This is a genomic window from Novacetimonas maltaceti (assembly GCF_002906255.1).
GTDB lineage: Bacteria > Pseudomonadota > Alphaproteobacteria > Acetobacterales > Acetobacteraceae > Novacetimonas > Novacetimonas maltaceti.
In genome coordinates this window covers 79,019-101,561 of the sequence record NZ_POTC01000007.1, presented here as the reverse complement: position 1 = coordinate 101,561, position 22,543 = coordinate 79,019, and the positions used below count along the sequence as shown (strand labels likewise).

The 22,543-nt window shown below is 65.5% G+C and carries 19 protein-coding genes and 1 tRNA gene; 9 read left to right on the top strand and 11 right to left on the bottom strand.

All coding sequences use genetic code 11. From position 1 onward, the window contains the following. Nucleotides 1-466: 466 nt before the first annotated feature. The 6 genes from KMAL_RS04520 (at nucleotide 467) to KMAL_RS04495 (ending at nucleotide 6,720) form a co-directional block, all read left to right on the top strand. Nucleotides 467-1,513, top strand: a complete 1,047-nt coding sequence (locus KMAL_RS04520; RefSeq protein ID WP_110094553.1) for a rod shape-determining protein — start codon at nucleotides 467-469, stop codon at nucleotides 1,511-1,513. A gap of 137 nt (nucleotides 1,514-1,650) precedes the next feature. Next, the gene (gene mreC / locus KMAL_RS04515) at nucleotides 1,651-2,553 is read left to right on the top strand and encodes a rod shape-determining protein MreC (RefSeq protein WP_408887888.1); all 903 of its coding nucleotides are present in this window, start codon (nucleotides 1,651-1,653) and stop codon (nucleotides 2,551-2,553) included. Between the two features lie 12 nt (nucleotides 2,554-2,565). Continuing rightward, on the top strand, nucleotides 2,566-3,132 hold the full coding sequence (locus KMAL_RS04510; RefSeq protein WP_110094552.1) for a rod shape-determining protein: 567 nt from the start codon (nucleotides 2,566-2,568) through the stop codon (nucleotides 3,130-3,132). A 46-nt stretch (nucleotides 3,133-3,178) separates the two neighbouring features. After that, nucleotides 3,179-5,104, top strand: coding sequence for a penicillin-binding protein 2 (gene mrdA, locus KMAL_RS04505; RefSeq protein ID WP_110094551.1), 1,926 nt, complete (start codon nucleotides 3,179-3,181; stop codon nucleotides 5,102-5,104). Between the two features lie 72 nt (nucleotides 5,105-5,176). Further along, nucleotides 5,177-6,331: a rod shape-determining protein RodA gene (gene rodA / locus KMAL_RS04500; RefSeq protein WP_110094550.1), complete on the top strand. Its 1,155-nt coding sequence runs from the start codon at nucleotides 5,177-5,179 to the stop codon at nucleotides 6,329-6,331. After that, on the top strand, nucleotides 6,328-6,720 hold the full coding sequence (locus tag KMAL_RS04495) for a DUF3293 domain-containing protein (protein WP_110094549.1): 393 nt from the start codon (nucleotides 6,328-6,330) through the stop codon (nucleotides 6,718-6,720). The genes rodA and KMAL_RS04495 overlap by 4 nt, the downstream gene beginning before the upstream one ends. A 202-nt stretch (nucleotides 6,721-6,922) precedes the next feature. Here the strand turns inward: KMAL_RS04495 and glyS are convergent, their stop codons facing one another. Together glyS and KMAL_RS04485 are read right to left on the bottom strand one after the other, a co-directional pair. Beyond that, nucleotides 6,923-8,983, bottom strand: coding sequence for a glycine--tRNA ligase subunit beta (gene glyS, locus KMAL_RS04490; RefSeq protein WP_110094548.1), 2,061 nt, complete (start codon nucleotides 8,981-8,983; stop codon nucleotides 6,923-6,925). 7 nt (nucleotides 8,984-8,990) lie between these two features. Next, nucleotides 8,991-9,878 carry a glycine--tRNA ligase subunit alpha gene (locus KMAL_RS04485; RefSeq protein WP_110094547.1) on the bottom strand — a complete coding sequence of 296 codons (888 nt, stop codon included), beginning with the start codon at nucleotides 9,876-9,878 and terminating at the stop codon, nucleotides 8,991-8,993. A gap of 212 nt (nucleotides 9,879-10,090) precedes the next feature. Here KMAL_RS04485 and KMAL_RS04480 point away from each other — a divergent pair, with 212 nt between their 5' ends. Next, nucleotides 10,091-10,894, top strand: coding sequence for a DUF2076 domain-containing protein (locus KMAL_RS04480; protein ID WP_110094546.1), 804 nt, complete (start codon nucleotides 10,091-10,093; stop codon nucleotides 10,892-10,894). A gap of 109 nt (nucleotides 10,895-11,003) precedes the next feature. Here the strand turns inward: KMAL_RS04480 and KMAL_RS04475 are convergent, their stop codons facing one another. Continuing rightward, complete coding sequence (locus tag KMAL_RS04475; RefSeq protein ID WP_275399305.1) at nucleotides 11,004-12,242, bottom strand: MFS transporter; 1,239 nt, start codon at nucleotides 12,240-12,242, stop codon at nucleotides 11,004-11,006. A 243-nt stretch (nucleotides 12,243-12,485) separates the two neighbouring features. Between KMAL_RS04475 and alkB the strand changes: the two genes are divergently transcribed. Beyond that, nucleotides 12,486-13,124, top strand: a complete 639-nt coding sequence (alkB, locus tag KMAL_RS04470; protein WP_110094575.1) for a DNA oxidative demethylase AlkB — start codon at nucleotides 12,486-12,488, stop codon at nucleotides 13,122-13,124. Nucleotides 13,125-13,148: 24 nt separating this feature from the next. Here alkB and eda read toward each other — a convergent pair whose 3' ends face one another. Together eda and edd are read right to left on the bottom strand one after the other, a co-directional pair. Then, nucleotides 13,149-13,763, bottom strand: a complete 615-nt coding sequence (gene eda / locus KMAL_RS04465; protein ID WP_110094544.1) for a bifunctional 4-hydroxy-2-oxoglutarate aldolase/2-dehydro-3-deoxy-phosphogluconate aldolase — start codon at nucleotides 13,761-13,763, stop codon at nucleotides 13,149-13,151. 54 nt (nucleotides 13,764-13,817) lie between these two features. Further along, the gene (gene edd / locus KMAL_RS04460; RefSeq protein ID WP_110094543.1) at nucleotides 13,818-15,659 is read right to left on the bottom strand and encodes a phosphogluconate dehydratase; all 1,842 of its coding nucleotides are present in this window, start codon (nucleotides 15,657-15,659) and stop codon (nucleotides 13,818-13,820) included. Between the two features lie 399 nt (nucleotides 15,660-16,058). Between edd and KMAL_RS04455 the strand changes: the two genes are divergently transcribed. Next, nucleotides 16,059-16,535 (top strand): cupin domain-containing protein, encoded by a 477-nt coding sequence (locus tag KMAL_RS04455; RefSeq protein ID WP_110094574.1) that lies wholly within the window; start codon nucleotides 16,059-16,061, stop codon nucleotides 16,533-16,535. An 82-nt stretch (nucleotides 16,536-16,617) separates the two neighbouring features. Here the strand turns inward: KMAL_RS04455 and KMAL_RS04450 are convergent. The 6 genes from KMAL_RS04450 to ssb all read right to left on the bottom strand — a co-directional run bounded on the left by KMAL_RS04450 (nucleotide 16,618) and on the right by ssb (nucleotide 22,435). After that, nucleotides 16,618-16,693: transfer RNA gene (locus tag KMAL_RS04450), tRNA-Lys, on the bottom strand. 308 nt (nucleotides 16,694-17,001) lie between these two features. Then, on the bottom strand, nucleotides 17,002-17,490 hold the full coding sequence (locus KMAL_RS04445; protein WP_110094542.1) for a peptidylprolyl isomerase: 489 nt from the start codon (nucleotides 17,488-17,490) through the stop codon (nucleotides 17,002-17,004). 98 nt (nucleotides 17,491-17,588) lie between these two features. Next, on the bottom strand, nucleotides 17,589-18,101 hold the full coding sequence (coaD, locus tag KMAL_RS04440) for a pantetheine-phosphate adenylyltransferase (protein WP_110094573.1): 513 nt from the start codon (nucleotides 18,099-18,101) through the stop codon (nucleotides 17,589-17,591). After that, nucleotides 18,094-20,886, bottom strand: coding sequence for a DNA gyrase subunit A (gene gyrA, locus KMAL_RS04435; RefSeq protein ID WP_408887887.1), 2,793 nt, complete (start codon nucleotides 20,884-20,886; stop codon nucleotides 18,094-18,096). Before gyrA ends, coaD begins: the two co-directional genes overlap by 8 nt. 293 nt (nucleotides 20,887-21,179) lie before the next feature. Continuing rightward, the gene (locus KMAL_RS04430) at nucleotides 21,180-21,749 is read right to left on the bottom strand and encodes an RNA 2'-phosphotransferase (RefSeq protein ID WP_110094572.1); all 570 of its coding nucleotides are present in this window, start codon (nucleotides 21,747-21,749) and stop codon (nucleotides 21,180-21,182) included. A gap of 149 nt (nucleotides 21,750-21,898) precedes the next feature. Continuing rightward, nucleotides 21,899-22,435 carry a single-stranded DNA-binding protein gene (gene ssb / locus KMAL_RS04425; RefSeq protein ID WP_110094540.1) on the bottom strand — a complete coding sequence of 179 codons (537 nt, stop codon included), beginning with the start codon at nucleotides 22,433-22,435 and terminating at the stop codon, nucleotides 21,899-21,901. Nucleotides 22,436-22,543: the final 108 nt, after the last annotated feature.

Below are 22,543 nucleotides of genomic sequence, written 5' to 3'. Positions count from 1 at the left end.
GCCGGCAAGCGCGCCGATCGCGGCGCCCCCGCCCGCCCCGATCAGGCCACCAGCGATCGCGCGCTGACCGGGGTCATAATTGTCGGTGCAGGCAACCGTCGTCATGGAGGCGACGGCAAGGGTCGCGATCGCCAGCGGTCGGCGCAGTAAATCGTGCAGGATCATTCTCATCAATCTCATGTGCGGGGACGGCGGAACTGCCGCGTCCGGCAAGGGGTCATATTGTAGTGTGCGCCGCACAGGAAAGGATATCCTGCGTGATAAAATTTGGGCATTTTGTAACAAAGCGCCTTGGCGGCCATGAATTAACGAATTAAAACCATCTCTCCTCTTGCTCCCATCCGTCAGCACCGGTAAGCCCTCGACCTGATCCAGATTTTTCGACAGGCGACAGGCGCGGCATGGCCGTGCCATCGGGTCGAAGCTGCGGAATGGGTCATGGCTGGTTTGTTGTCGGGAGTTTTGGATGTTTGCTCGTGTGCTGGGTCTGCTGTCCGCTGATATGGCGATTGACCTCGGCACGGCCAATACACTGGTCTATGTCAAGGGACGCGGTGTCGTCCTGAATGAACCTTCGGTCGTTGCCCTGGCCGAGGTGCGGGGCAAGAAACAGGTTCTGGCCGTTGGGGAGGAAGCCAAGCTGATGGTTGGCCGCACCCCTGGCAATATCACGGCCATTCGCCCCCTGCGCGATGGCGTGATTGCCGATTTTGAAGTTGCGGAAGAGATGATCAAGCACTTCATCCGCAAGGTGCATAATCGGCGCATGTTTGCCAGCCCGTTGATTATCGTATGTGTCCCGTCCGGGTCAACCGCGGTCGAGCGGCGCGCCATCCAGGAAAGCGCCGAGAGTGCCGGCGCGCGCAAGGTCTTCCTGATCGAGGAGCCGATGGCGGCGGCGATCGGCGCGGGCCTGCCGGTGACAGAACCGTCGGGCAGCATGATCGTCGACATTGGCGGTGGCACGACGGAAGTGGCGGTCATCTCCCTTGGCGGCATCGTCTATGCCCGCTCCGTCAGGGTTGGCGGCGACAAGATGGATGAGGCGATCATCTCCTACATCCGGCGCAACCATAACCTGCTGATCGGTGAAAGCTCTGCCGAGCAGATCAAGATCGGCCTCGGCTCCGCCATCCCGCCCGATGATCCGGACGACCCCGGCCCATGGCGGGAGGTCAAGGGGCGCGACCTGATCAACGGCGTGCCGCGTGAAGTAGTGGTGTCGCAGGCGCAGATTGCCGAAAGCCTTGCCGAACCGGTCAGCCAGATCCTTGATGCGGTGACCACCGCGCTGGAAAACACGCCGCCCGAACTTGCCGCCGATATCGTGGACAAGGGCATTGTGCTGACGGGTGGTGGCGCGCTGCTGTATCGCCTTGACGAGGTGCTGCGCCGTGCGACCGGCCTGCCGGTGACGGTGGCGGAGGACGCGCTGTCATGCGTCGCGATGGGCACCGGCCGGGCGCTTGAGGAAATGAAGCGGTTGCGCAATGTGCTGACAAGCATGTACTGACTATCGACGCCATGCCACAGTCCGGCGTGGCGCAGGCGCAAGACAAGACAAGGGGAATGCAGGACTATGGGGGGCCGGCGCTCAGGCACGTTCGATAGGTCCGGCCGGCGCGTGGACAGGTGCGGAAAAGGGGCATGGTGATGCCGGTTTCCATCCAGTCCCGTCAGGCGATGGGCAAGCTTGTGCTGCCATTCCTGATCCTTGTCGCCTGCGGCATCATCCTGCTGGGCAAGGCGGACCGACCCCTGATCGAACATGTGCGCATGCAGGTGGCCGACATGCTTGCCCCGGCCTATGGCCTTGTGGCATGGCCGCAGGCGCGGTTGCGTGAACTTTCGGGGAATCTTCAGGACATCCGCAACCTGGAGGCGGAAAACATCCGCCTGCGCACGGAAAATGCCAACCTGCAGCACTGGTACGACGTGGCGGCGGCGCTGGCGGATGAAAATGCGACGCTGAAGGCCAACCTGCACTGGATTCCCGACGATGCCCCCTCCTATGTCACCGGGCGCGTGGTGCGTGATACCAGCGGCCTGTATGCGCGCGCGGTGCTGCTGTCGATCAATCCAGATACCAACGTGCGCAAGGACGGCATCGCCCTTGACGGCGCGGGCCTTGCCGGGCGCGTCACCGAGGTGGGCAAGCGTTCGGCGCGCGTGCTGCTGATCACCGATTCCTCCAGCAGGCTGCCCGTGACCCTGGAATCCAGCCATGCGGCGGCGATCATGGCGGGGGACAATTCCGCCACGCCAAAGATCATCTATTACCCGCAGGACAACATGCCGGTGGAGGGGGAGCGCGTCGTGACCAACGGCGAAATCGAATCCCTGCCTGCGGGCCTTCCGGTGGGGCATGTCCATTACCTGCGTCCCGGCACGCCGGTGGTGATTCCCGCCGCGGGACTGGAACACCTCGATATCCTGCGGATCTTCAACTATGCCGATGCGGTTGTCCCGCCTGACGCGCCGGGGCGCATCCCGCTGCCTTCCGTCGGGCGGACCATGACCCTTCCGCCCCAGTTCCAGCCGAAGCGGGGATGAAGGGGTGCATGGATGAAGCCGCTTCCCCCGCCATCGCTGAAACCCGAGATCCAGCCGCGCGCCGGACTGGCCCACGGCACGGACCTGTTCATGCGGCACTGCCTGCCGTGCCTGTTCGTGCTGCTGGTGACGCTGGTGCTGTCCGCGCCGCTCAATATCCCCGCGCAGGCGGAACTGATGCCCGCCATCGTGCAGGTGTCGGTGTTCCTGTGGTCGGTCTTCCGCCCGGCGCTGATGCCATCGGTCGCGGTGTTCGGGCTGGGGCTGTGTGTCGACCTGCTGAGTTTCGAGCCACCGGGTGTCATGCTGCTCATCATGCTGGTGGTGCATGGCATCGGGCTTTCGGGGCGTTACATGCTGGCGCGGCTGAATGTCTTTGTGCTGTGGCTGGTGTTCGGCATCGTCATGGTGTTCGCGACCGCGCTGCAATGGGTGCTGTGTTCGGCGCTGGCGCTGCATCTTGTGGAAACGATACCATTCATGTTCGAAAGCATCTTGGCATTCGGCAGCTTTCCGGTGCTTTATGTCATATTCGTCTGGACTTACCGCTTTATCGTCAACGACGCGAATCGCGCCTGAACAGGGCTGATGGATCAGACGTCTTCCGATCTGCCCGGATGGGTGAATGAAGTTTCGCACTAAGAAAACAGGTACGCGGCTGATGACCCGCCCGGAGGAAGGCAAGAATCCTTCCCGGGGTGTTTTCACGCGTCGCGCGCTGCTGTTGATGGCGGCGCAGGGGGCTGTGCTGGGCACGCTGGCCCAACGCCTTTACGGCCTTCAGGTTCGTGATGGCAGCCATTATGCACGGCTTGCGGAAAACAATTGGTTAAGCAAACGCTTTTTTGCGCCGCCGCGTGGGCGCATTACCGACCGTTTCGGCATTGCGGTCGCGGCGAACAAGGTGAACTGGCGCGCGCTCCTGCTGGCTGAGGAGACGAACGACCTGCCCGGCACGCTGGAACGCTTCGCCCAGCTTGTCCCGATGGAGCCACGCGACACCGCGCGGATCGAGCGCGAGTTGCGGCACAAGCGGCGCTTCATTCCCATCATGCTGCGTGACTTCCTGTCGTGGGATGACATGGCGCGGCTGGAACTCAACATGCCGTCGCTGCCGGGCGTGCTGATCGATGTGGGCACGACGCGGGTCTATCCCTTTGGCCCGCTGCTGGCGCATGTGGTGGGGTATGTGGCCCCTCCGTCGGAAAAGGACGTGGCGCGTGATGCGGAACTCGCCCTGCCGGGGATGCGCGTGGGACGTTCGGGCATCGAGCAGACGCAGGACCAGGGGCTGCGCGGGCAGGTCGGGTCGGTGGAGATGGAGGTCAACGCCGTCGGCCGCATCATGGCCGAGCTTGACCGTGACGAGGGACAGCCGGGCAACGAGATCACCCTGACACTCGACAGCGGGTTGCAGCAGCAGGTGCTTGGCCGCATCGCCGACCAGTCCGCCAGCGCCGTCGTCATGGACTGCCGCAATGGCGAAGTGCTGGCCATGGTCAGCAATCCTTCCTTTGACCCGTCACTGTTCGACAGCGGCGTCAGCCAGGCGCAGTGGATCGAATGGACGAACAACAGCCAGACGCCCCTGATCAACAAGGCGGTGTCGGGCCTGTATCCGCCCGGCTCCACCTTCAAGCCGGCGGTGGCGATGGCGGCATTGCGCGCGGGCACCCTGTCGCCCAATGACCGCATCAACTGTCCCGGCTATATCGATGTCGGTGGCACGCGCTTTCACTGCTGGTCGCGCTATGGCCATGGGTCGCTTACGCTCAAGCAGGGGCTGAAATTCTCCTGCGACGTCTTTTTCTACGAGGTCGCGCGCCGCACCGGCATGGACCCGATCGCGCTGGCGTCGCACCAGTTCGGGCTTGGCGCGCCGCTGGACATCGAACTGCCGCATGTGCGCCAGGGGCTGATCCCGACCCCGCAATGGCGGCGCGCGCACGGGCATCACTGGAACGGGGGCGACACCATCGTCAGCGGCATCGGGCAGGGCTTCATGCAGGTCACGCCGCTGCAGCTTGCGACCTATGCCTCGCGCATTGCCAGCGGACGCAACGTGCAGCCGCATCTGGTGCGCGCGGTCGGTGGCCGACTGGGCGATGTGGCGGCGCTTGACCATGCCGGGCCGATGGAAAACATGCCCGACCATTTCCTCAATGCGATCCGCGAGGGGATGTATGCCGTCGTGAACGAGGAAAGCGGCACCGCGCCCAAGGCGCGCCTTGCCATTCCGGGCGTGCAGATGGCGGGCAAGACCGGGTCGGCGCAGGTGCGGCGCGTATCGCGCGCGATGCGTGAAAGCGGGCATTTCAATTCCGCCAACCTGCCGTGGGAATATCGCCCGCATGCGCTGTTCATCTGCTTTGCCCCCTATGACGCGCCGCGTTACGCGGCGGCCGTGGTGGTGGAGCACGGCAATGCCGGGGCGGAGGTCGCGGCCCCGCTGGCGCGTGATATCATGACCGACACATTGATGCGCGATCCGGTCAACCACAAGGAATCGCCGGGCCAGGAAGTGGCGCAGGCGGACGTGGACCAAGGATAACGATCGCGCCATTGGCGTGGGGTGGCCCATCGCATACGCTCGTGCGATGGCCATGCCTGCCGGGGGACTGACATGAATTTCCAGAAACGCCTGCTGCGGGCGGAACCCAATTTCCAGATCCTTGCCAAGCTGTGGCAGGTCAACTGGATCTATGTCGTGCTGATCTGCCTGCTGGCGGCGGTGGGATACGGGGCGCTGTATTCCGCGGGTGGCGGGACGTCACGCCCGTTTGCCGAACCGCAGACCATCCGTTTCTGCTTCGGGCTGGTGATGATGCTGGGTGTCGCGCTGATGAGCCCGACCGTGCTGGTGCGCCTTGCCTGGCCGCTTTATGGCGTTTCACTGCTGCTGCTTGTGGCGGTGCTGCGCATGGGACATGTCGGCAAGGGGGCGGAGCGGTGGCTGATGATCGGGGGCCTGCAGGTCCAGCCGTCCGAACTGGCGAAGATCGCGCTGGTGCTGGTGCTGGCAAGCTGGTTTCACAAGATCAGCTACCGTGACATGGGCAACCCGCTCTACCTGTTTCCGCCCGCGCTGATGGTGCTGATCCCGGTGGGGCTGGTGCTGAAGGAGCCGAACCTAGGGACTGCGGTCATCATCGCGACCGTGGGGGCCAGCCTGTTCTTCGCCGCCGGGATGCGTCTGTGGCAGATCGCGCTGCTGGCGGCGCCGCTGCCGTTCCTGACCAAGATCGCCTACAACCACCTGCATGATTATCAGAAGGCGCGGGTCATCACCTTCCTGCACCCTGAAAATGATCCGCTGGGCGCGGGCTACAACATCATCCAGTCCAAGATCGCGCTGGGGTCTGGCGGGATGTGGGGGCAGGGATACCTGCATGGCACGCAGGGGCAACTCAACTTCCTGCCTGAAAAGCAGACCGACTTCATCTTCACCATGATCGCGGAGGAATGGGGGTATGTCGGGGGGGCGGCGGTGATCGGACTGCTGCTGGTGATGATCCTGGGGGGCATGCTGATCGCGATCCGCAGCCGCAACCAGTTCGGGCGGTTGCTGGGGCTGGGGATCAGCATGAATTTCTTTCTCTACTGCGCGGTCAACCTGTCGATGGTGATGGGGGCGATCCCGGTGGGCGGCGTGCCGCTGCCGCTGATTTCCTATGGCGGGTCGGCGATGCTGATGGTGATGTTCGGCTTCGGGCTGCTGCTTTCGGCATGGGTGCATCGCAACTCCACCTTTGGTGAAACGACGGACAAGGATACATGAGCGGCATCCTGCCTTCCTCTGCCGCCACCCGCCGTTCCTATCGCCTCAGCACCTATCACGCGGACCCGCTGCCGGTTGTCCGGGTGGGGCAGCGCCCTGATGATGCAGGCCTGCCCCGGCGGGGGACGGTCGTGATGCTGAGTGCGTGCAATCCCGGCGGGCGGCGGCGGCTGGATGGGTGGAATGCCCGCATGATGGCGCGCCTGGCCCGCGACCTGCGCCATGTGCCCCACCATCTGGGTGAAGGGCGACTGGGCCGATGGTCCGAACCGCTTTATGCGGTGGAAATGGACCTTGCCCCGGCGCTGCGTCTTGCCCGGCGGTATCGGCAGAACGCGGTGGTGGTCGTGCGGCGCGGGCAGGTGGCGCGGCTTGTCTATCTGGCGTAGGGACAGCCAGGTTTCTGAGTGTGCGACGTGATTACGTGCATGGTGCATCCGGGCGCTGCCCGGACCCGGCAAGGAGCGCGCTTCCTGCACCCTGATCTGTCAGGAAATCATGGTTTCCAAAGGGTAATACCCTTTGGTGGGGTTTCAGGGGCAAAGCCCCTGAGATAGCCGCCCCCGCGCACATGGCAACGGGGGCGTGGGATCAGCCCTCGATCTGGCTGAAATCCGCGATCAGCACGGTCATGCGGCGCAGTTCCGACAGCAGGCGCAGGCGGTTGCGACGTATGGCGGCGTCTTCGGCATTGACGGTGACGTCCTCGAAAAACCGGTCCAGCACGGGGCGCAGGTGGGCGACATCGCGCATGGCGTCGGCGAAGCGTTCCTCGCTGATGGCGTTTTCCACCGCCGGGATCGTATGCGCCAGCGCATCGGCAAGGGCGCGTTCCTCATCCTGTGCATACAGGGCGGGGTCGGGGGCGCCTTCGTGGGGGCCGTCCTTGCGGTCCTCGATACGCAGGATGTTGGCCGCGCGCCGGGTCGCCGCCAGCAGGTTGCGCCCGTCCTCCGTCGCCAGCATTTCCGCCAGCGCGTCGCTGCGCGCCAGCAGGCGGGTGATGTCGGTGTCGGTATTGCCGACCGACACGGCGGCCAGGATGTCGTGGCGCGCGCCCTCGTTACGCAACTGCACGCGCAGGCGTTCGGCCACGAACTGCGGCAGCAGGTCAAGGTCCGGGGCCAGCCGCAGGTTTTCGGGCAGGCCATGGGCCGCCATGACGAAAAGTTCCGCAAGGTCGAGACGCAGGTGGTTTTCGCGAATGATGCGGATCAGGCCAAGGGCCGCGCGGCGCAGGGCGTACGGATCACCCGACCCGCCCGGCTTTTCCCCCGCCGCGAAGAATGCGACAAGGCTGTCGATCTTGTCCGCGAGTGCGACGGCAATGGAGACGGGCGCATGGGGCACGCCGTCATGCTGCCCGCGCGGCATGTAATGTTCGCCAATCGCATCGGCGACCGCGCTGTCCTCCCCATCATGGCGGGCGTAATAGGCGCCCATCGTGCCCTGAAGTTCGGGGAATTCGCCGACCATGCCGGTCGTCAGGTCCGCCTTGCACAGCAGGGCGGCGCGTTCGGCCTGCTTCGGGTCCGCGCCCACCATGGGGGCGATCAGCCCGGCAAGCCGCACGATGCGCCGCACCCGTTCCCCCTGGCTGCCAAGGGCGGCATGGAAGACGATGCGGTCAAGCTGCGCCACGCGGCTTTCGAGCGTGTGGGTGCGGTCGAGGTCCCAGAAATGCCGGGCATCGGCAAAGCGGGCGCGCAGCACCCGTTCGTTGCCCGCGATCGTCAGCGCACCACCGTCAGACGGTTCCATGTTCGCGACGAAGGCAAAGCGCGGGGCGGCGGAGCCATCGGCGTTGCGCAGCGCGAAATAACGCTGGTTGACGCGCATCGACACCTGCATCACCTCTGGCGGCAGGGTCATGAATTCATCGTCGATCTGCCCCAGGAACGGCACCGGCCATTCCGTCAGGCCCGCGACCTCGTCAATCAGGGCGGGGTCGGAGACGACGCTCAGCCCTTCTTCGGCGGCAAGGCGGGCGACACCTTCGGCAATTCTGGTGCGGCGGGCCTTGGCACAGGGTTCGACCTGACGCGCGCGCAGGCCCGATAGCCAGTCCTGCGTGCCGGTTACGGCAAACGCGCCCGGCGCGGTGAAGCGGTGCCCCTCGGTCAGGTTGGCGGCCACCAGGCCGTGGCCGTTATCCTCGCCTTCGGCCAGGGAGAACGGCACGACCTGCCCGTCGAGCAGGCAGGCGATCCGGCGCAGCGGGCGCACCCATGTGAAGCTGCTGCCCACGCCCCAGCGCATCGACTTGGGCCACGGGAAGCGGCGCAGCAATGCGGGGAGGGTGGCGGTGATGTGGGTTGCGGCCTGCACGGCGGGTACTTCGCGCCGCAGGACCCAGAACCCGTTTTCCAGCACCAGCGCGTCGCGTTCGACCCCATGCTTGCGCATGAAACCGGCCAGCGCCTTCTCCGGCGCGCTTTCGCGCGGGCCACGTTCGTTGACGGTACTGCCCGGCACCGTCGCATCAATGTCGAGCGAAATGGCGATGCGCCGTGGCCCGGCAAAGGTGCGCGGATTGCACGGGTTGAGGGGGGACAGCGCCTCCGTCAGCAGGCGCTGCAGGTCTTCCGCCGCGCGCTGCTGCATGCGGGCGGGGATTTCCTCGGAAAAGAGTTCAAGCAGGAGTTCGGGCATGATCTTGTTATCCTTCGCCCGCCAGCCAGGCTTCGCAGCATCGCTTCGCAAGCGCGCGCACGCGGCCGATATACGAGGCGCGTTCGCTGACGCTGATGACGCCGCGCGCATCGAGGAGGTTGAACAGGTGGCTGGCCTTCAGGCACTGGTCATAGGCGGGCTGCGCCAGGCCAAGCTCGGCAAGGGCCGTGGATTCGCGTTCCGCGTCGATGAAATGGCGGTGGAGCATTTCCACGTCCGCGGCCTCGAAATTATGGCGCGAATAATCGCGTTCGGCGCGCAGGAACACATCGCCATAGGTCAGGCCGTGGCCATTGAAGTCGAGGTCATAGACGTTCTCGATCCCCTGCACGTACATCGCAAGGCGTTCGAGCCCGTAGGTCAGTTCCGTGGACGGCATGACGGTGGGGATGCCGCCGACCTGCTGGAAATAGGTGAACTGCGTCACCTCCATCCCGTCGCACCAGACCTCCCAGCCCAGTCCCCATGCCCCGATGGTCGGGTTTTCCCAGTCATCCTCGACAAAGCGGATGTCATGTTCCATCGGATCGATCCCGATGGCGCGATAACTGTCAAGCAGCAGCTTCTGGCTGTCTTCGGGCGTGGGCTTCAGCAGGACCTGATACTGGTAGTAATGCTGCAGGCGGTTGGGGTTTTCCCCGTAACGCCCGTCCGACGGGCGGCGGCAGGGCTGCACATACGCCGCCTTCCACGGGCGCGGGCCCAGCGCGCGCAGCGTGGTATGCGGCGACAGCGTGCCTGCGCCAACTTCCGTATCATAGGGCTGGAGGATGGCGCAGCCCTGTTCGGACCAGAACTGGTGCAGTTTCAGGATAAGCCCCTGGAACGACAGGGGGCGCGTACGGGATGATCGGGGCACGGGGGCCGGGTCCATGAACAGGATGCTCCGTTGAACGGGGACGGGTCTGCGCCATCTGGCGCAATTGCTGCGAACAGCATACCGTTATGTCGTCCCGACCGAAAGGCGGGGCGTGCCGTGTGGCTGTCCGTTGCCTGCATGGCGTGGGGTCTTGCGCATTGGCGCACCGCGCGCCACATGATTGGTGGCTGGGTCAGTTTCCTTGTGTGGAGCAGGATGGAATTACGATGAATACTCAGGAACGCGATCTGATCGCACAGTTCTTCGCCCGTGTCAGTGGCGCAAGCACGGGCAGCGTGCCGCAGACGGCGTCCTCGCTGCCGCCGATCGACCCGCAGGCCGACCAGTATATCGGGGAGATGTTCCAGAAATACCCCGAGGCGCGCTATCGCGTCACCCAGATGGCCGTGGTGCAGGAAGCCGCCCTGGCGGAGGCGCAGAACCGCATCCGCCAGTTGCAGTGGGAACTGCAGCAGGCGCAGCAGCAGCTTGCCACGGCACAGCAGCAGGCACAGCCGCAGGCCGCCCCCCAGCCCGCACGTTCGGGCGGGTTCTTCAGCGGCATGTTCGGTGGCGGCGCGGCACAACAGTCCGCACCCCGCCCCGCCGCGCCGCCGCCGGGCTGGGGCGCGGGTGCCGCACCGTCCGCCCCGCCGCAGCCGGTCTATCCGCCGGGGATGCAGCCGGGCATGTTCCCGCAGCGCGGGTCGGGCTTCCTTGGTTCCGCCCTGACGACGGCGGCGGGTGTTGCCGGTGGCATGATGGTGGGCAACGCCCTGACGGGCCTGTTCAGTGGCCATCATGACAGCGATGGCGCAGGCTTTGGCGCGGGCATGCCCGCAGGTGGTGGGGAGACCATCATCAACAACAACTATGGCGATTCCGGCGCGGGCGCCGGTGCCGATCCGTTTGCGGGCAGCGGCACGACCGCCGACCAGGGCTTTGACGCCGGCGGGGACGCTGGTGGCGGCGATGCGGGTGGCTTTGACGATGGTGGCGGGTTCGACGCAGGCGACGACAACAGCTTCTGATCGCCCGTCCGGTTTTTCGTAACGGTGAAAAGGCCATCCTTCGCGGGTGGCCTTTTTTCATGGCGGCGGCCATCGAAATTTCCGGGCGGTCATATGACCGGATCCCAGCTTACGGGGAGTCCGCCAGTACGACGCTGTCCACTTTGCCAAACAGCAGCGGAACCATGATGGACATCATCACGGCAGCAGCGCCCAGCCACAATGTCCCGGCTGTCCCAAAGGTCAGGGCCATCGGACCTGCCAGGACATACCCCATGGGCATCAGGCAAAACGACCCCAGGGCGTCATACGCGGACACACGTGAAAGCATCTCAGGCGGGATGGCGCGCTGAAGCGTGCTTTCCCAGACGATGTTGACATGCGCCATCTCGATCCCACCGAGGAAAAAGCAGAGCACCTGCGCCCAGAATGGCCACGAACCCGCCAGACATGCCGGGGTCAGCGGATAGACCAGCAGCCACAACAGGACTGCGCGCAGGGGCCGCCTTGGCTGAAAACGCAGAGCCATCAGGGCGCCAGCCGTAGCGCCAGTGCCCATTGCTGAGAGAAGGACTCCCCAGTGTGGAGCACCATGCGCGCGTCGGGAAAAAATCGACGCGCCGAGGATTTCCGCAGGCGCCCATGATAGCGTCTGCATCACAGCAAACAGGCAGACCATCATCCACAGCCACCGCCTGCTGGCAAATGCCGTCCATCCTTCGCACAGGGCCGTCAGCATGCCCGGTCCGCTGCCTTCCCCGGTTGAACATCCCTCTTTGGGCGCCAATGCCAGCAGCAGGCCCGCATTGGCCAGATAGCTGAGCGCGTCCAGCGCAACCGCCCATCCCGCGCCGGTACTGGCAACAAGTAACCCGCCGATGGCCGGACCCAGAAGCCCCGCAAAGGAGATTGCCATCATGACCATTGAGTTGGCGCCGGGCAGCAGGGTGGGCGGCACGATCTGGGTCAGCAGTCGGTTGCGACCGGGGACGTCCAGCGCATTGCCAAGCCCAAGGAGCACGGAAAGTGGAATGACCGCGACATATGACAGGGACGGCGCGAACAGCAGCAAGGCAAGCACGCCCTGTGTCAGAGCCCGCATCAGGTCTGCGGCCACCATGATGCGGCGAGGTGGATGCCGGTCCGCAAGAACGCCTCCCAACAGCAGCGGCAGTGCCATGGCAAGGGCCTCGGCACAGAGCACCGCGCTTACGCCCGCTGTCCCCGCTCCCCTGGCGAACAGGGCGAAAGACAGTGCGACCGGGACCAGCGCACTTCCCATATTGGATAGGAATGTCGCGATGAGGAATATTACGAAATTACTGTTGCCAAGGACGCCGATTTTTTCTCGATGATTACGGAGTGGCATCATCTGGCAAGTAGAATGCACCACAGGGCGGGGGTCAATATATCCGCCCGGCTCGCGCCCTGGAAAGTCGGCGGGTTCCCGCATCGTCAGGCGTCGCGGCCGAAGGGTATGGTCTGTTGTCCCGCTCCTTCGAATAAATATGGCATCCGGGCAAACGACATGGCGAGGATCGGATGTATGCACATGTCATGATCGCCTTTTTCAGGGGAGACCTCATCCGTGACGCAGGGCACGCTGTTCAACATGGAAGAACCGCCGGATCGGGGACGCGGGACGCCGGAAATCCTTGGTCCCGGCGCGGTCGTGCTGCCGGGGCTTGTCCGTGCGCGGGCGGTGGACCTGCTGTCGGCCATTGATGACATCGTGCGCCGCGCCCCGTTGCGACACATGACGACGCCCGGTGGGGGGCGCATGTCGGTGGGCATGAGCGGGTGTGGCGCGCGTGTCTGGGTCAGTGATGCGGCGGGATACCGGTATGAAACGCACGATCCCCGCACGGGCCGGCCCTGGCCACCAATGCCCGGCATGCTGCAGGACATTGCGGAAGAATGTGCGCGAAAGGCGGGCTATGACGGATTCACGCCGGATTCTGGCCTGATCAACCGCTATGGCCCGGGGGACCGGATGGGGCTGCACCAGGACCGTGACGAGCGGCGTGATGCGCCCATCGTTTCCATCTCGCTCGGCGTATCGGCGGTGTTCCTGTGGGGCGGCATGACGCGATCGGCCCCCGTAAGGCGCATCGTGGTGCGCAATGGCGATGTCGTGGTGTGGGGTGGCCCGTCACGGCTGGTATGGCACGGGATCGCCCCCGTGCCACATGCGCAGCATCCGCTGTGCGGGGATGTGCGCTACAACCTGACATTCCGCCTGACCGCCTGACAGTGGCGGCCGGCAGGTGCGGGATCAGGCCGCCAGTGCCGCCGCCGCGCGGGCGCGTGCCGTGATGTCGGCCAGGTCCGGCGTGCCCGACGGCACCAGCCACGATCCGCCCACGCACAGCACGGACGGCAGCGCCAGCCAGTTCGCCGCCGTATCCTGGCGGATGCCGCCGGTGGGGCAGAAGCGCACCTGCCCGAACGGGGCCGACAGCGCCTTGAGCGCCGCGATCCCGCCCGAGGCCTCGGCCGGGAAGAACTTGAAGCGCGTCAGGCCGAGGTCCAGCCCGCGCATGATGTCGCCCGCATTGGCGATGCCCGGCAGCAGCGGCACATCCGCATCCCGCGCCGCATGGGCCAGGGGCGTGGTCAGGCCGGGGCTGACGATGAAGCGCGCGCCCGCCCGCACGCTGGCGTCAAGGTCGGCCCGGTTCAGCACCGTGCCCGCGCCGACGACCGCGCCTTCGACCTTCGCCATTTCCGCAATGACGTCGAGGGCGCTCTCGGTGCGCAGCGTGACCTCCAGCGTGCGCAGGCCGCCCGCGACAAGGGCTTCGGCCACGGGACGGGCATGGGCGGGGTCATGGATGACAAGCACCGGGATGACCGGCGACAGCGTCATGATGTCTTCGATGGTAGCCACGATGGGATTTTCCTTGGTTCGGGTCCGTGGGAACAGGGAAGGGCGTGCCGACTTTTACGACAGCCCCTCGGCTTCGGCCATATGGTCCATCCCGGCAAGGATGGCCGAGGCCCCGCGTTCGGGACTGTCCACCCCGCCGCGCATCAGCGCGAATAGTTCGCGCCCCGTGCCAAAGGCGGGTTTCGGCCCGGTCGCGGGCTGGCGCCGTTCCCATTCCGCCGCGTCGACCAGCGCCTCGATACGGCCCGACTGCGCGCAGACCCGCACGATGTCCCCGTCACGCAGGCGTGACAGCGGGCCGCCCGCATGCGCTTCGGGGCCGATATGGATGGCGGCGGGCACCTTGCCGCTGGCGCCCGACATGCGACCATCGGTGACAAGCGCGACCTTGTGCCCACGGTCCTGCAGGACGCTGAGCGTCGGCGTCAGGCGGTGCAGTTCGGGCATCCCGTTCGCCGCCGGTCCCTGGAAGCGCACGACCACGATCACGTCGCGATCCAGTTCCCCCGCCTTGAACGCGTCGATCACGTCCTGCTGGTCCGCGAAGATGCGGGCCGGGGCCTCGATCGTCCAGCGTTCGGGGGCGACCGCGCTGGTCTTGTAGATGCCGCGCCCGAGGTTGCCCTGCATCAGGCGCATGCCGCCGTCCCTGCGGAACGGGTCGGAGGGCGCGCGCAGGACCGTGTCGTCACGCGACGGACCGGCCTCCTCCCACACCAGGTGGTCGTCGCGCATGTGCGGGGTGGTGCGGTACCGGGTGAAGCCGCCTTCGGTCACGGTCAGGATGTCGGGATGCAGCAGCCCCGCATCGAGCAGCGACCCGATCAGGCTGGGCATGCCGCCCACCTGGTGGAAGCCGTTCACGTCGGTGGAACCGTTGGGATAGACACGGGTGAGTTGCGGCACCACGGCCGACAGGCGGTCAAGGTCCTCCCAGTCGATGATGATGCCCGCCGCGCGCGCCATTGCCGGGATGTGGATGGCAAGGTTGGTGGAGCCGCCCGTCGCCAGCAGGCCAACGGCGGCGTTGACGATGGCGCGTTCATCGACACAGTGGCCAAGCGGGCGGTAGTCGTTGCCGTTCGGCCCGATCTGCGCCAGCCGGTGGATGGCCGCGCGTGTCAGTTCCTGGCGCAGTTTCGTGTTGGGCGGCACGAAGGAAGAGCCGGGCAGGTGCAGGCCCATGACCTCCATCAGCATCTGGTTGGTGTTGGCCGTGCCGTAGAAGGTGCAGGTGCCCGGTGCGTGGTAGGACGCGGCCTCTGAATCCATCAGGCGTTCACGGTCCACTTTCCCTTCGGCGTAAAGCTGGCGCACGCGCTGCTTCTCGCTGTTGGAAATGCCCGAGGGCATCGGCCCGGACGGGATCAGGATGGCGGGCAGGTGACCGAAGCGCAATGCCCCCATCAGCAGGCCGGGCACGATCTTGTCACAGATGCCCAGCATCGCGACACCTTCGTACATCCCGTGGCTCAGCCCGATGGCCGTGGACATCGCGATGACGTCGCGGCTGAACAGCGACAGTTCCATCCCCGGCTGGCCCTGCGTCACGCCGTCGCACATCGCGGGTGTCGCGCCGGCCACCTGCGCCGTGGCCCCGACCTCTCGCGCGAAGACCTTGATCTGGTCCGGATACCGGCCATAGGGCTGGTGCGCGGACAGCATGTCGTTATAGGATGTGATGATACCGATATTCATCGCGCGCTGCGCGCGGATGCTCTGCTTGTCCTCTCCGGCGGCGGCAAAGGCATGGGCAAGGTTGCCGCAGGCCAGGTGCGGGCGCGAGATGCCGGCGTCCTTTTCACGGGCGATCAGGTCAAGATAATGACCGCGCGAGCGTGCAGAACGTGCGATCACGCGATCCGTTACGGCAGACAGGACAGGATTAAGGCTCATCAGTTCTCACAGAATGTCATGTGGCCGCGGGGTGGCGTGCACTCCCGATGATACATTTGTGGCGCGTCCGCAGGCGAAGGCCGGGATCGGACACGGCATTTCGGCCGGATGGATGTCGCCAGGACGCAGCGACATAGTGTGTATCAGGTTATATATGACATAATATACATAAAAACAAGACATAAAATTATAATATAAGTCTCGTTTTGGTATTTTAATTATTAACGCATCATACCTGTGCACCGGTTGCGCGGATTCCTGCGTTCATCAGGGACGTGGTTGCGTGATGTTTCATACCATGAGGAGTGCCATGACATGACCCTGCGACGCGTCCCCACCTGCTGGCGGGCAGGGTGGCAGGCCATTGCCATTGCGGCAGTACTGCTGCCCTCGACCGTGATGCACGCCGCATCCGCGCAGGACGCGCCGCCGCGCCTGACCTATCACCATATGTGGACCGACAGGCAGGGTGTCAGCCATATCGCGACCTGTCCGCTGACGCAGTTCGTGCTGAAAAGCATGTCGCCCCCCGCCGGGCCGCAATGGCAGGACCGGCAGCCCGACGGGCGTGCGACCGTGCTGATGACGGTGCAGCCGCCGCACTGGAACGGGGACTGGCACGAAGACCCGAAGGTGCAGTGGATCGTTCCCCTGCACGGGCGCTGGTTCGTGCAGGCGATGGACGGCACCCGCGTCGAGATGGGGCCGGGCGATGTGCTGCTAGGCGAGGACCAGAATACCCGCCCGCTGCCGTCTGGCCCGATGCGGGGGCGCAAGGGGCATCTTGGCGGGAATGTCGGTGATGGCGCGGTGGACCTGATGGTCGTGCAGATGGATATCGCCCCCACGCTGGACCAGCCCTGCCATTTCCGCTGAGGATGCTGGAAACGGCTGGAAGCCTTCAGGTATGTCTTTTGACCCTGAAGGGGCGAAACTTCTGAATTTTCATGAAAATGTGTGGTGAGCCGGGTGGGATTCGAACCCACGACCATTCGATTAAAAGTCGAATGCTCTACCGACTGAGCTACCGGCTCACGAAGGGAGATCTGGCCTGCTGTAACAGGGATCAGGCCATGGATGGCCCGACGTGCCTTGACGTCCCGCAACTGCTCAAGCGGGGGTGTAGGCGGCCTGATGCGGACTGTCAAGGAGAAGATGAAAATATATCAGCAGACTAGATTGCTGATATAAAGGGAAGTTGTTGGCGATTACGCCATGATTTCATGGCGGTGGCCCGGAACTACGTCCCGATGTTGCCCCCGGCCGCCCGTCTTCATGCAGCGACATGATGATAGGGGGCAGGGAAAGGGGCCGCGCCAGCACGGCCCCCGCCCATTGTGCCTTACGCCTCGGCGTCGGCAGGGCGCATCTTGATGATGCGGTCCGGGTCCTGGACCATGCCGCTCTGGCCCGCACCACGCTTGACCTTGTCGATATGGTCCATGCCCTCGATCACCTGTCCGACGATCGTGTACTGGCCGTCGAGATGGGGGGAGGGTTCGAACATGATGAAGAACTGGCTGTTGGCGCTGTCGGGGTTCATGGTACGGGCCATGCCGACGGTGCCGCGCTCGAACTTCGCCTTGTTGGTGAATTCCGCCTTCAGGTCCGGCAGCTTGCTGCCCGACGTGCCGGTGCCGGTCGGGTCGCCACCCTGCGCCATGAAACCATGGATGACGCGATGGAACGGCGTGTTGTCATAGAACCCTTCGGCCGCCAGCGTGCGGATGCGCTCCGCCGCGAGCGGCGCAAGGTCGGGACGCAGGCGGATGACCACGCGCCCGGTCTTGAGGTCCATGTTGATGAGGTCGGCCTTGTTCGTATCTGACATGGCTGTCCGTTTCCTGTTGTCTGTTGGGTGAAAGGAACTGGCGCGCATCCCGTGGCGGGCTAGAAGGGATGCGCAGGGGGGGGGGAAGGGGCGCGCGTTCAGCGGCCCTTCAGGCGCGCCAGGACGCACTGGCGGGTGGAAGGGGAGACGAAGTCCGTGATGTCACCATCGAGACGCGCGATCTCCTTGACCAGGCGGGAGGAAATATACTGGTTCCCCTGTCGCGCCATCAGGAAAACGGTCTCGATATCCGGGGCCAGGTGCGTGTTCATTGCTGACATCTGGTTCTCGTAATCGAAATCCGCAACCGCCCGCAGGCCACGAAATATTGCATGTGCCCCATGCGCGTGCGCCGCGTTGACCAGCAGCCCTTCGAACCCCACCACCTCGACCGCGGTGGAAGGCGGGATGTCGAGGGCCGCGATATCGGTGCGCAGGCACGCGATCCGCTCCTCCAGCGACAGCAGGGGCTGCTTGGTCGTGTCCTTCGCCACCCCGATCACCAGTCGGCCCACAAGACGTGAAGCCCGCGTGATGATGTCGAGGTGCCCGTTCGTCACCGGGTCGAAGGTGCCGGGATAGAAGCCGGCGCGCACGGGCGTGTCAGTCATCGCCGCCGTCCGTCGTGGGGGCGGGCGGCGCATCGCCATCCGCCGCATCCCCGGCTTCGCCCGTGCCGTCCGTTCCGTCGGCATCGTCACCGTCCTCGCCATCATCCATGACGGGGAAGACGCTGGTGACTTCTTCCGTATCGTTCAGGCGGAACAGGGTCACGCCGCTGGCCTGCCGCGACATGATGCGGATCTGGTCCACCGGCAGGCGGATCAGGCGGCCCGCATCGGTGACGAGCATGACATCCGTGCCCGACAGCACCGGCAGCGTGGCGACCACCGCGTTGCCGCGCCGCGCGGTGGGGAAGGACATGTTGTTGATGCCCTGCCCGCCGCGCCCGCTGACGCGGTAGTCATAGGCGGAGGAGCGGCGGCCGAAGCCGGCATTGCTGACGATCAGGAGGATTTCCTCCGCCGCCTCCATCTCCGCCACGCGTTCGGGGGAGAGGGCGAGGTCGGTGGCCGCTTCCTCGTCATCGCCTGTCGCCGTGTCGGCCGTGGCGTCGGCCTCCTCGCCGTTCTGGGCGGCGTTCTCGGCGCGGCGGCGGGCATTGGCGATCCGCAGGTAGGCGGCGCGTTCCTCCACCGTGGCATCGACATGGCCCAGCACGCACAGGCTGTTGACCTCATCGCCTTCGGCAAGGCGGATGCCGCGTACGCCCGAACTGCCACGCCCGGCGAACACGCGCAGGGTGTCGTCCGTGATCTGGAAGCGGATGCAGCGCGCGTTACGGGTGCCAAGGAACACGTCCTGCCCCTCGCGGCAGGTGGCGACGCCGATCAGCCTGTCGCCATCATCCAGCTTCATCGCGATCAGGCCGGAGGAGCGGATGTTACGGAAATCGCTCAGCCGGTTGCGGCGCACGTTCCCCGATGCCGTGGCGAAGACAAGGTGCAGGTTTTCCCACAGATCCTCATCCTGCGGCAGCGGCAGCACCGCGGTAATCGAATCCTCGCCCAGGTCGGGCAGCAGGTTGACCAGCGCGCGCCCCTTCGCCGTGGGGCTGGCTTCGGGCAGGCGCCAGACCTTTTCGCGGTATGCCTTGCCGCCGGAGGAGAAGAACAGCACCCACTGGTGGGTATGGGCGTTGAACGAACGGATGATGATGTCATCGCCCCGGCGCCCGGCGGCGGTACGGCCGCGCCCGCCACGGTTCTGCGCGCGGAAGACATCCAGCGGCGTGCGCTTTATGAAGCCGTCGCGCGTGATGGTGACGACCATCTGTCCCGGTTCGATCAGGCTTTCATCCGTCTGGTCGCCCGCGTAATCGGCGATGTCGGTGGCGCGCGGCGTCGCGATCTCGGCACGCACGGTGGCGAGTTCGTGGCGCATGACCTCCATGCGGCGCGGGCGGCTGGCGATGATTTCCAGCAGTTCGTTGATGCGCGTCGCGACTTCGGAGAGTTCCTGCTGGATCTTGTCGCGCTCCAGCCCCGTCAGGCGCTGCAGGCGCAGTTCAAGGATGCCGCGCGCCTGCGCCTCGGTCAGGTGGACACGGCCGTCCACGACGACATTGCCCTCGTCATGGATCAGCGCGAGCAGCGGCGCGATGTCGCCCGCGTCCCATGCGCGTTCCATCAGGGCGGTGCGCGCGGTGGCGGCGTCGGGGGCGGCGCGGATCAGCGCGATGACCGCGTCGATGTTGGCGACCGCGATGACCAGGCCGACCAGCAGGTGCCCACGGTCGCGCGCCTTGTTCAGGTCGAAGCGTGCGCGGCGCAGGATCACTTCCTCGCGGAAGCGGATGAAGGCCTGCAGCACGTCCTTCAGGCCCATCAGGCGCGGCTGCCCGCCATCAAGGGCCAGCATGTTGACCCCGAAGGAGGCCTGCAACTGCGTGAAGCGGTACAGCTGGTTCAGCACCACTTCGGGGGTGGCGTCGCGCTTGATCTCGATGACGATGCGCATGCCCGAACGGTCGCTTTCGTCACGGATGTCGGAAATGCCTTCCACCTGCTTGGTGCGGACAAGGTCGGCGATGCGTTCCTGCAGGGTGGCCTTGTTCACCTGGTAGGGGATTTCGGTGACGATGATGGCCTTGCGGTCGCGGCGGATGTCCTCCACCTCCGCACGTGCGCGGATGATGACCGACCCGCGTCCCGTCTCGAACGCGCTGCGGATGCCCGCGCGGCCCAGGATCGTCCCGCCGGTGGGAAAGTCGGGGCCGGGGACGTACTGCAGCAGGTCGTCGAGCGTCATGTCCGGGCGTTCGATCATCGCAAGGGTGGCGTCGATGATCTCGCCCGGGTTGTGCGGCGGGATGTTGGTGGCCATGCCGACCGCGATGCCCGATGCGCCATTGACCAGCAGGTTGGGGAAGGCGGCGGGCAGGATCTGGGGTTCCTGCTCGCTCTCGTCATAGTTGGGCTGGAAATCGACGGTGTCGCGGTCGATGTCGTCAAGCAGGAAGGAGGCGGCCCGCGCCAGCCGTGCCTCGGTATAGCGCATGGCGGCGGGGGAATCGCCATCGACCGACCCGAAATTGCCCTGCCCGTCGATCAGCTTGACCCGCATCGACCACGACTGCGCCATGCGCACCATGGCGTCATAGATGGAGGAGTCGCCATGCGGATGGTATTTACCCATGACGTCACCGACCGCGCGGGCCGACTTGCGGTACGGCTTGTCATGGGTGAAGCCGCTTTCGCGCATGGAATACAGGATGCGTCGATGCACCGGTTTCAGTCCGTCGCGCACATCAGGCAGCGCACGGCTGACGATGACGGACATTGCATAGGCCAGGTAGGAGGAGCGCATCTCCTCCTCAATGGTCACCGGCAGCATGTCGGAGGGCGGAGTCTGTTCGGGAATTTCGGTCAAGGCAGTTCCGTCATGGCTGGTTTTCGCACGCGTTCGGGGGGGAAGCGGGCGGGGGCGGGCATCAGGACTCGCATCGCGCATGGCGTGCGGGTTTGTTGCCCTCTCAATAGCAGAATTGCGCCCACGCGCGAAGCGTGTCGCGCATGGGAACGTACGGGCGGGTGCGCGGGCGTGCAAGTCCGGCCCTGTGGCGTGGTGCGGATGCGCCTGTTTCCGTCACGGAAAGGACGCAGCGCCAGACCCGTGGGACGGCCATGTCAGGCGAAGGAGAGATAGCGTGGCGGCACGTGCCCGCTCAGCCATACGCCGTTATCCGCCCGCCAGAATATCAGACCATCGTCCTGCATCCGCTCCGCCGCGACCCGCAGGACCACGGCCCGGCCATGGCGCGTCCCGACCTTCATGGCCGTGGCCTCGTCGGTGGAGAGGTGGACGTGCCGACGGCGCCCGGGCACCAGTCCGTCGCGAAAGATCGAATCCAGGCTGGCGCGCGCGGTGCCATGCCACAGGGTCGCGGGCGGGATGGCAGGGGCAAGTGCGAGGTCCACGGCGACGGAATGGCCCTGTGCCGCGCGGATGCGCGCGCCATCGGGCGACAGGGTGAAACGCTGCTTGTCATTGTCACGCACCACGCGGCGGAGGGTCGGCAGGTCGAACGTCCTGCCATGCCTGCGGGCCTGACGGATCAGGGTGGTGGTGTCCACCCATCCCTGCGGGTCGAGCCTGATGTCGATCCGGCCGGGGTCATGGCGCAGGACAAGGCTGAGGAATCTGCCGATTTCCCTGTCGGTCAGGGGACGTTGCGTGCGGGGGCCGTGTGTATCCATGTCGTCCATCCATCACCTGGCACCATGGCGGCATCATGCCGGGGCGATGCCTGCCATTGGACCCCGCCCACGGACGCCGCCCGTGGAAAAGGACGCATTTCCTGCGCCCTTCGCCGGTTACATGCCTTCAGGCGGCGTCGGCGCCGTGCTCAGAACGGGATTTCATCGTCAAGGTCGCTGCCACCCGACGGCGCATCCCATCCGCCGCCACCGCCGCCTGCGGGCGGGGCGGAACGCGGCTGCTGTGCCGGGCGGGAGGAACCGCCGCCACCGCCGCCATAGCCACCACCATTGCCGCCGCCGTAACCACCGCCCTCGCCACCTTCGCCGCCACGGTTGCTGTCGAGCAGGACGAGTTCACCGCGGAAACGGTCGATCACCACCTCGGTGGTATAGCGCTCCATCCCTGACTGGTCCGTCCACTTGCGGGTCTGCAACGTCCCTTCGAGATAGACCTTGCGCCCCTTGCGCAGGAAGCGTTCGGCCACGTCGCCGATCCGTTCGTTGAAGATGACCACGCGGTGCCATTCCGTGCGCTCGCGCCGTTCGCCAGAGGCGCGGTCGTTCCATGATTCGCTGGTCGCGACCGTCAGGGAGACGATCTTTGCACCGCTCTGGCTGTTGCGGATCTCGGGGTCCTTGCCCAGATTACCAATAAGGATGACCTTGTTGACGCTACCCGCCATTTGATGTCCTGCTTGCTGTTCGGGTTCGCGGGCGGCCTGCCTGCGTCCCGGTGTCAGGGGGCAGGGGCCGGTCCGTCGGGAACCGCCATGTCCGCCATGGTGCGGACC

What these genes read in the sequence shown, in the direction of transcription:
- KMAL_RS04485 (WP_110094547.1), bottom strand. Translation starts at nt 9,878, where the DNA reads ATGGACCCGGCCCCCGTGCCCCGATCATCCCGTACGCGCCCCCTGTCG.
- mrdA (WP_110094551.1), top strand. Translation starts at nt 3,179, where the DNA reads ATGAAGTTTCGCACTAAGAAAACAGGTACGCGGCTGATGACCCGCCCG.
- rodA (WP_110094550.1), top strand. Translation starts at nt 5,177, where the DNA reads ATGAATTTCCAGAAACGCCTGCTGCGGGCGGAACCCAATTTCCAGATC.
- KMAL_RS04520 (WP_110094553.1), top strand. Translation starts at nt 467, where the DNA reads ATGTTTGCTCGTGTGCTGGGTCTGCTGTCCGCTGATATGGCGATTGAC.
- gyrA (WP_408887887.1), bottom strand. Translation starts at nt 20,886, where the DNA reads ATGCTGCCGGTGACCATTGAGGAGGAGATGCGCTCCTCCTACCTGGCC.
- coaD (WP_110094573.1), bottom strand. Translation starts at nt 18,101, where the DNA reads ATGACTGACACGCCCGTGCGCGCCGGCTTCTATCCCGGCACCTTCGAC.
- KMAL_RS04455 (WP_110094574.1), top strand. Translation starts at nt 16,059, where the DNA reads ATGCACGCCGCATCCGCGCAGGACGCGCCGCCGCGCCTGACCTATCAC.
- KMAL_RS04445 (WP_110094542.1), bottom strand. Translation starts at nt 17,490, where the DNA reads ATGTCAGATACGAACAAGGCCGACCTCATCAACATGGACCTCAAGACC.
- KMAL_RS04430 (WP_110094572.1), bottom strand. Translation starts at nt 21,749, where the DNA reads ATGGATACACACGGCCCCCGCACGCAACGTCCCCTGACCGACAGGGAA.
- KMAL_RS04475 (WP_275399305.1), bottom strand. Translation starts at nt 12,242, where the DNA reads ATGCCACTCCGTAATCATCGAGAAAAAATCGGCGTCCTTGGCAACAGT.
- KMAL_RS04495 (WP_110094549.1), top strand. Translation starts at nt 6,328, where the DNA reads ATGAGCGGCATCCTGCCTTCCTCTGCCGCCACCCGCCGTTCCTATCGC.
- alkB (WP_110094575.1), top strand. Translation starts at nt 12,486, where the DNA reads ATGGAAGAACCGCCGGATCGGGGACGCGGGACGCCGGAAATCCTTGGT.
- KMAL_RS04480 (WP_110094546.1), top strand. Translation starts at nt 10,091, where the DNA reads ATGAATACTCAGGAACGCGATCTGATCGCACAGTTCTTCGCCCGTGTC.
- edd (WP_110094543.1), bottom strand. Translation starts at nt 15,659, where the DNA reads ATGAGCCTTAATCCTGTCCTGTCTGCCGTAACGGATCGCGTGATCGCA.
- KMAL_RS04510 (WP_110094552.1), top strand. Translation starts at nt 2,566, where the DNA reads ATGAAGCCGCTTCCCCCGCCATCGCTGAAACCCGAGATCCAGCCGCGC.
- glyS (WP_110094548.1), bottom strand. Translation starts at nt 8,983, where the DNA reads ATGCCCGAACTCCTGCTTGAACTCTTTTCCGAGGAAATCCCCGCCCGC.
- ssb (WP_110094540.1), bottom strand. Translation starts at nt 22,435, where the DNA reads ATGGCGGGTAGCGTCAACAAGGTCATCCTTATTGGTAATCTGGGCAAG.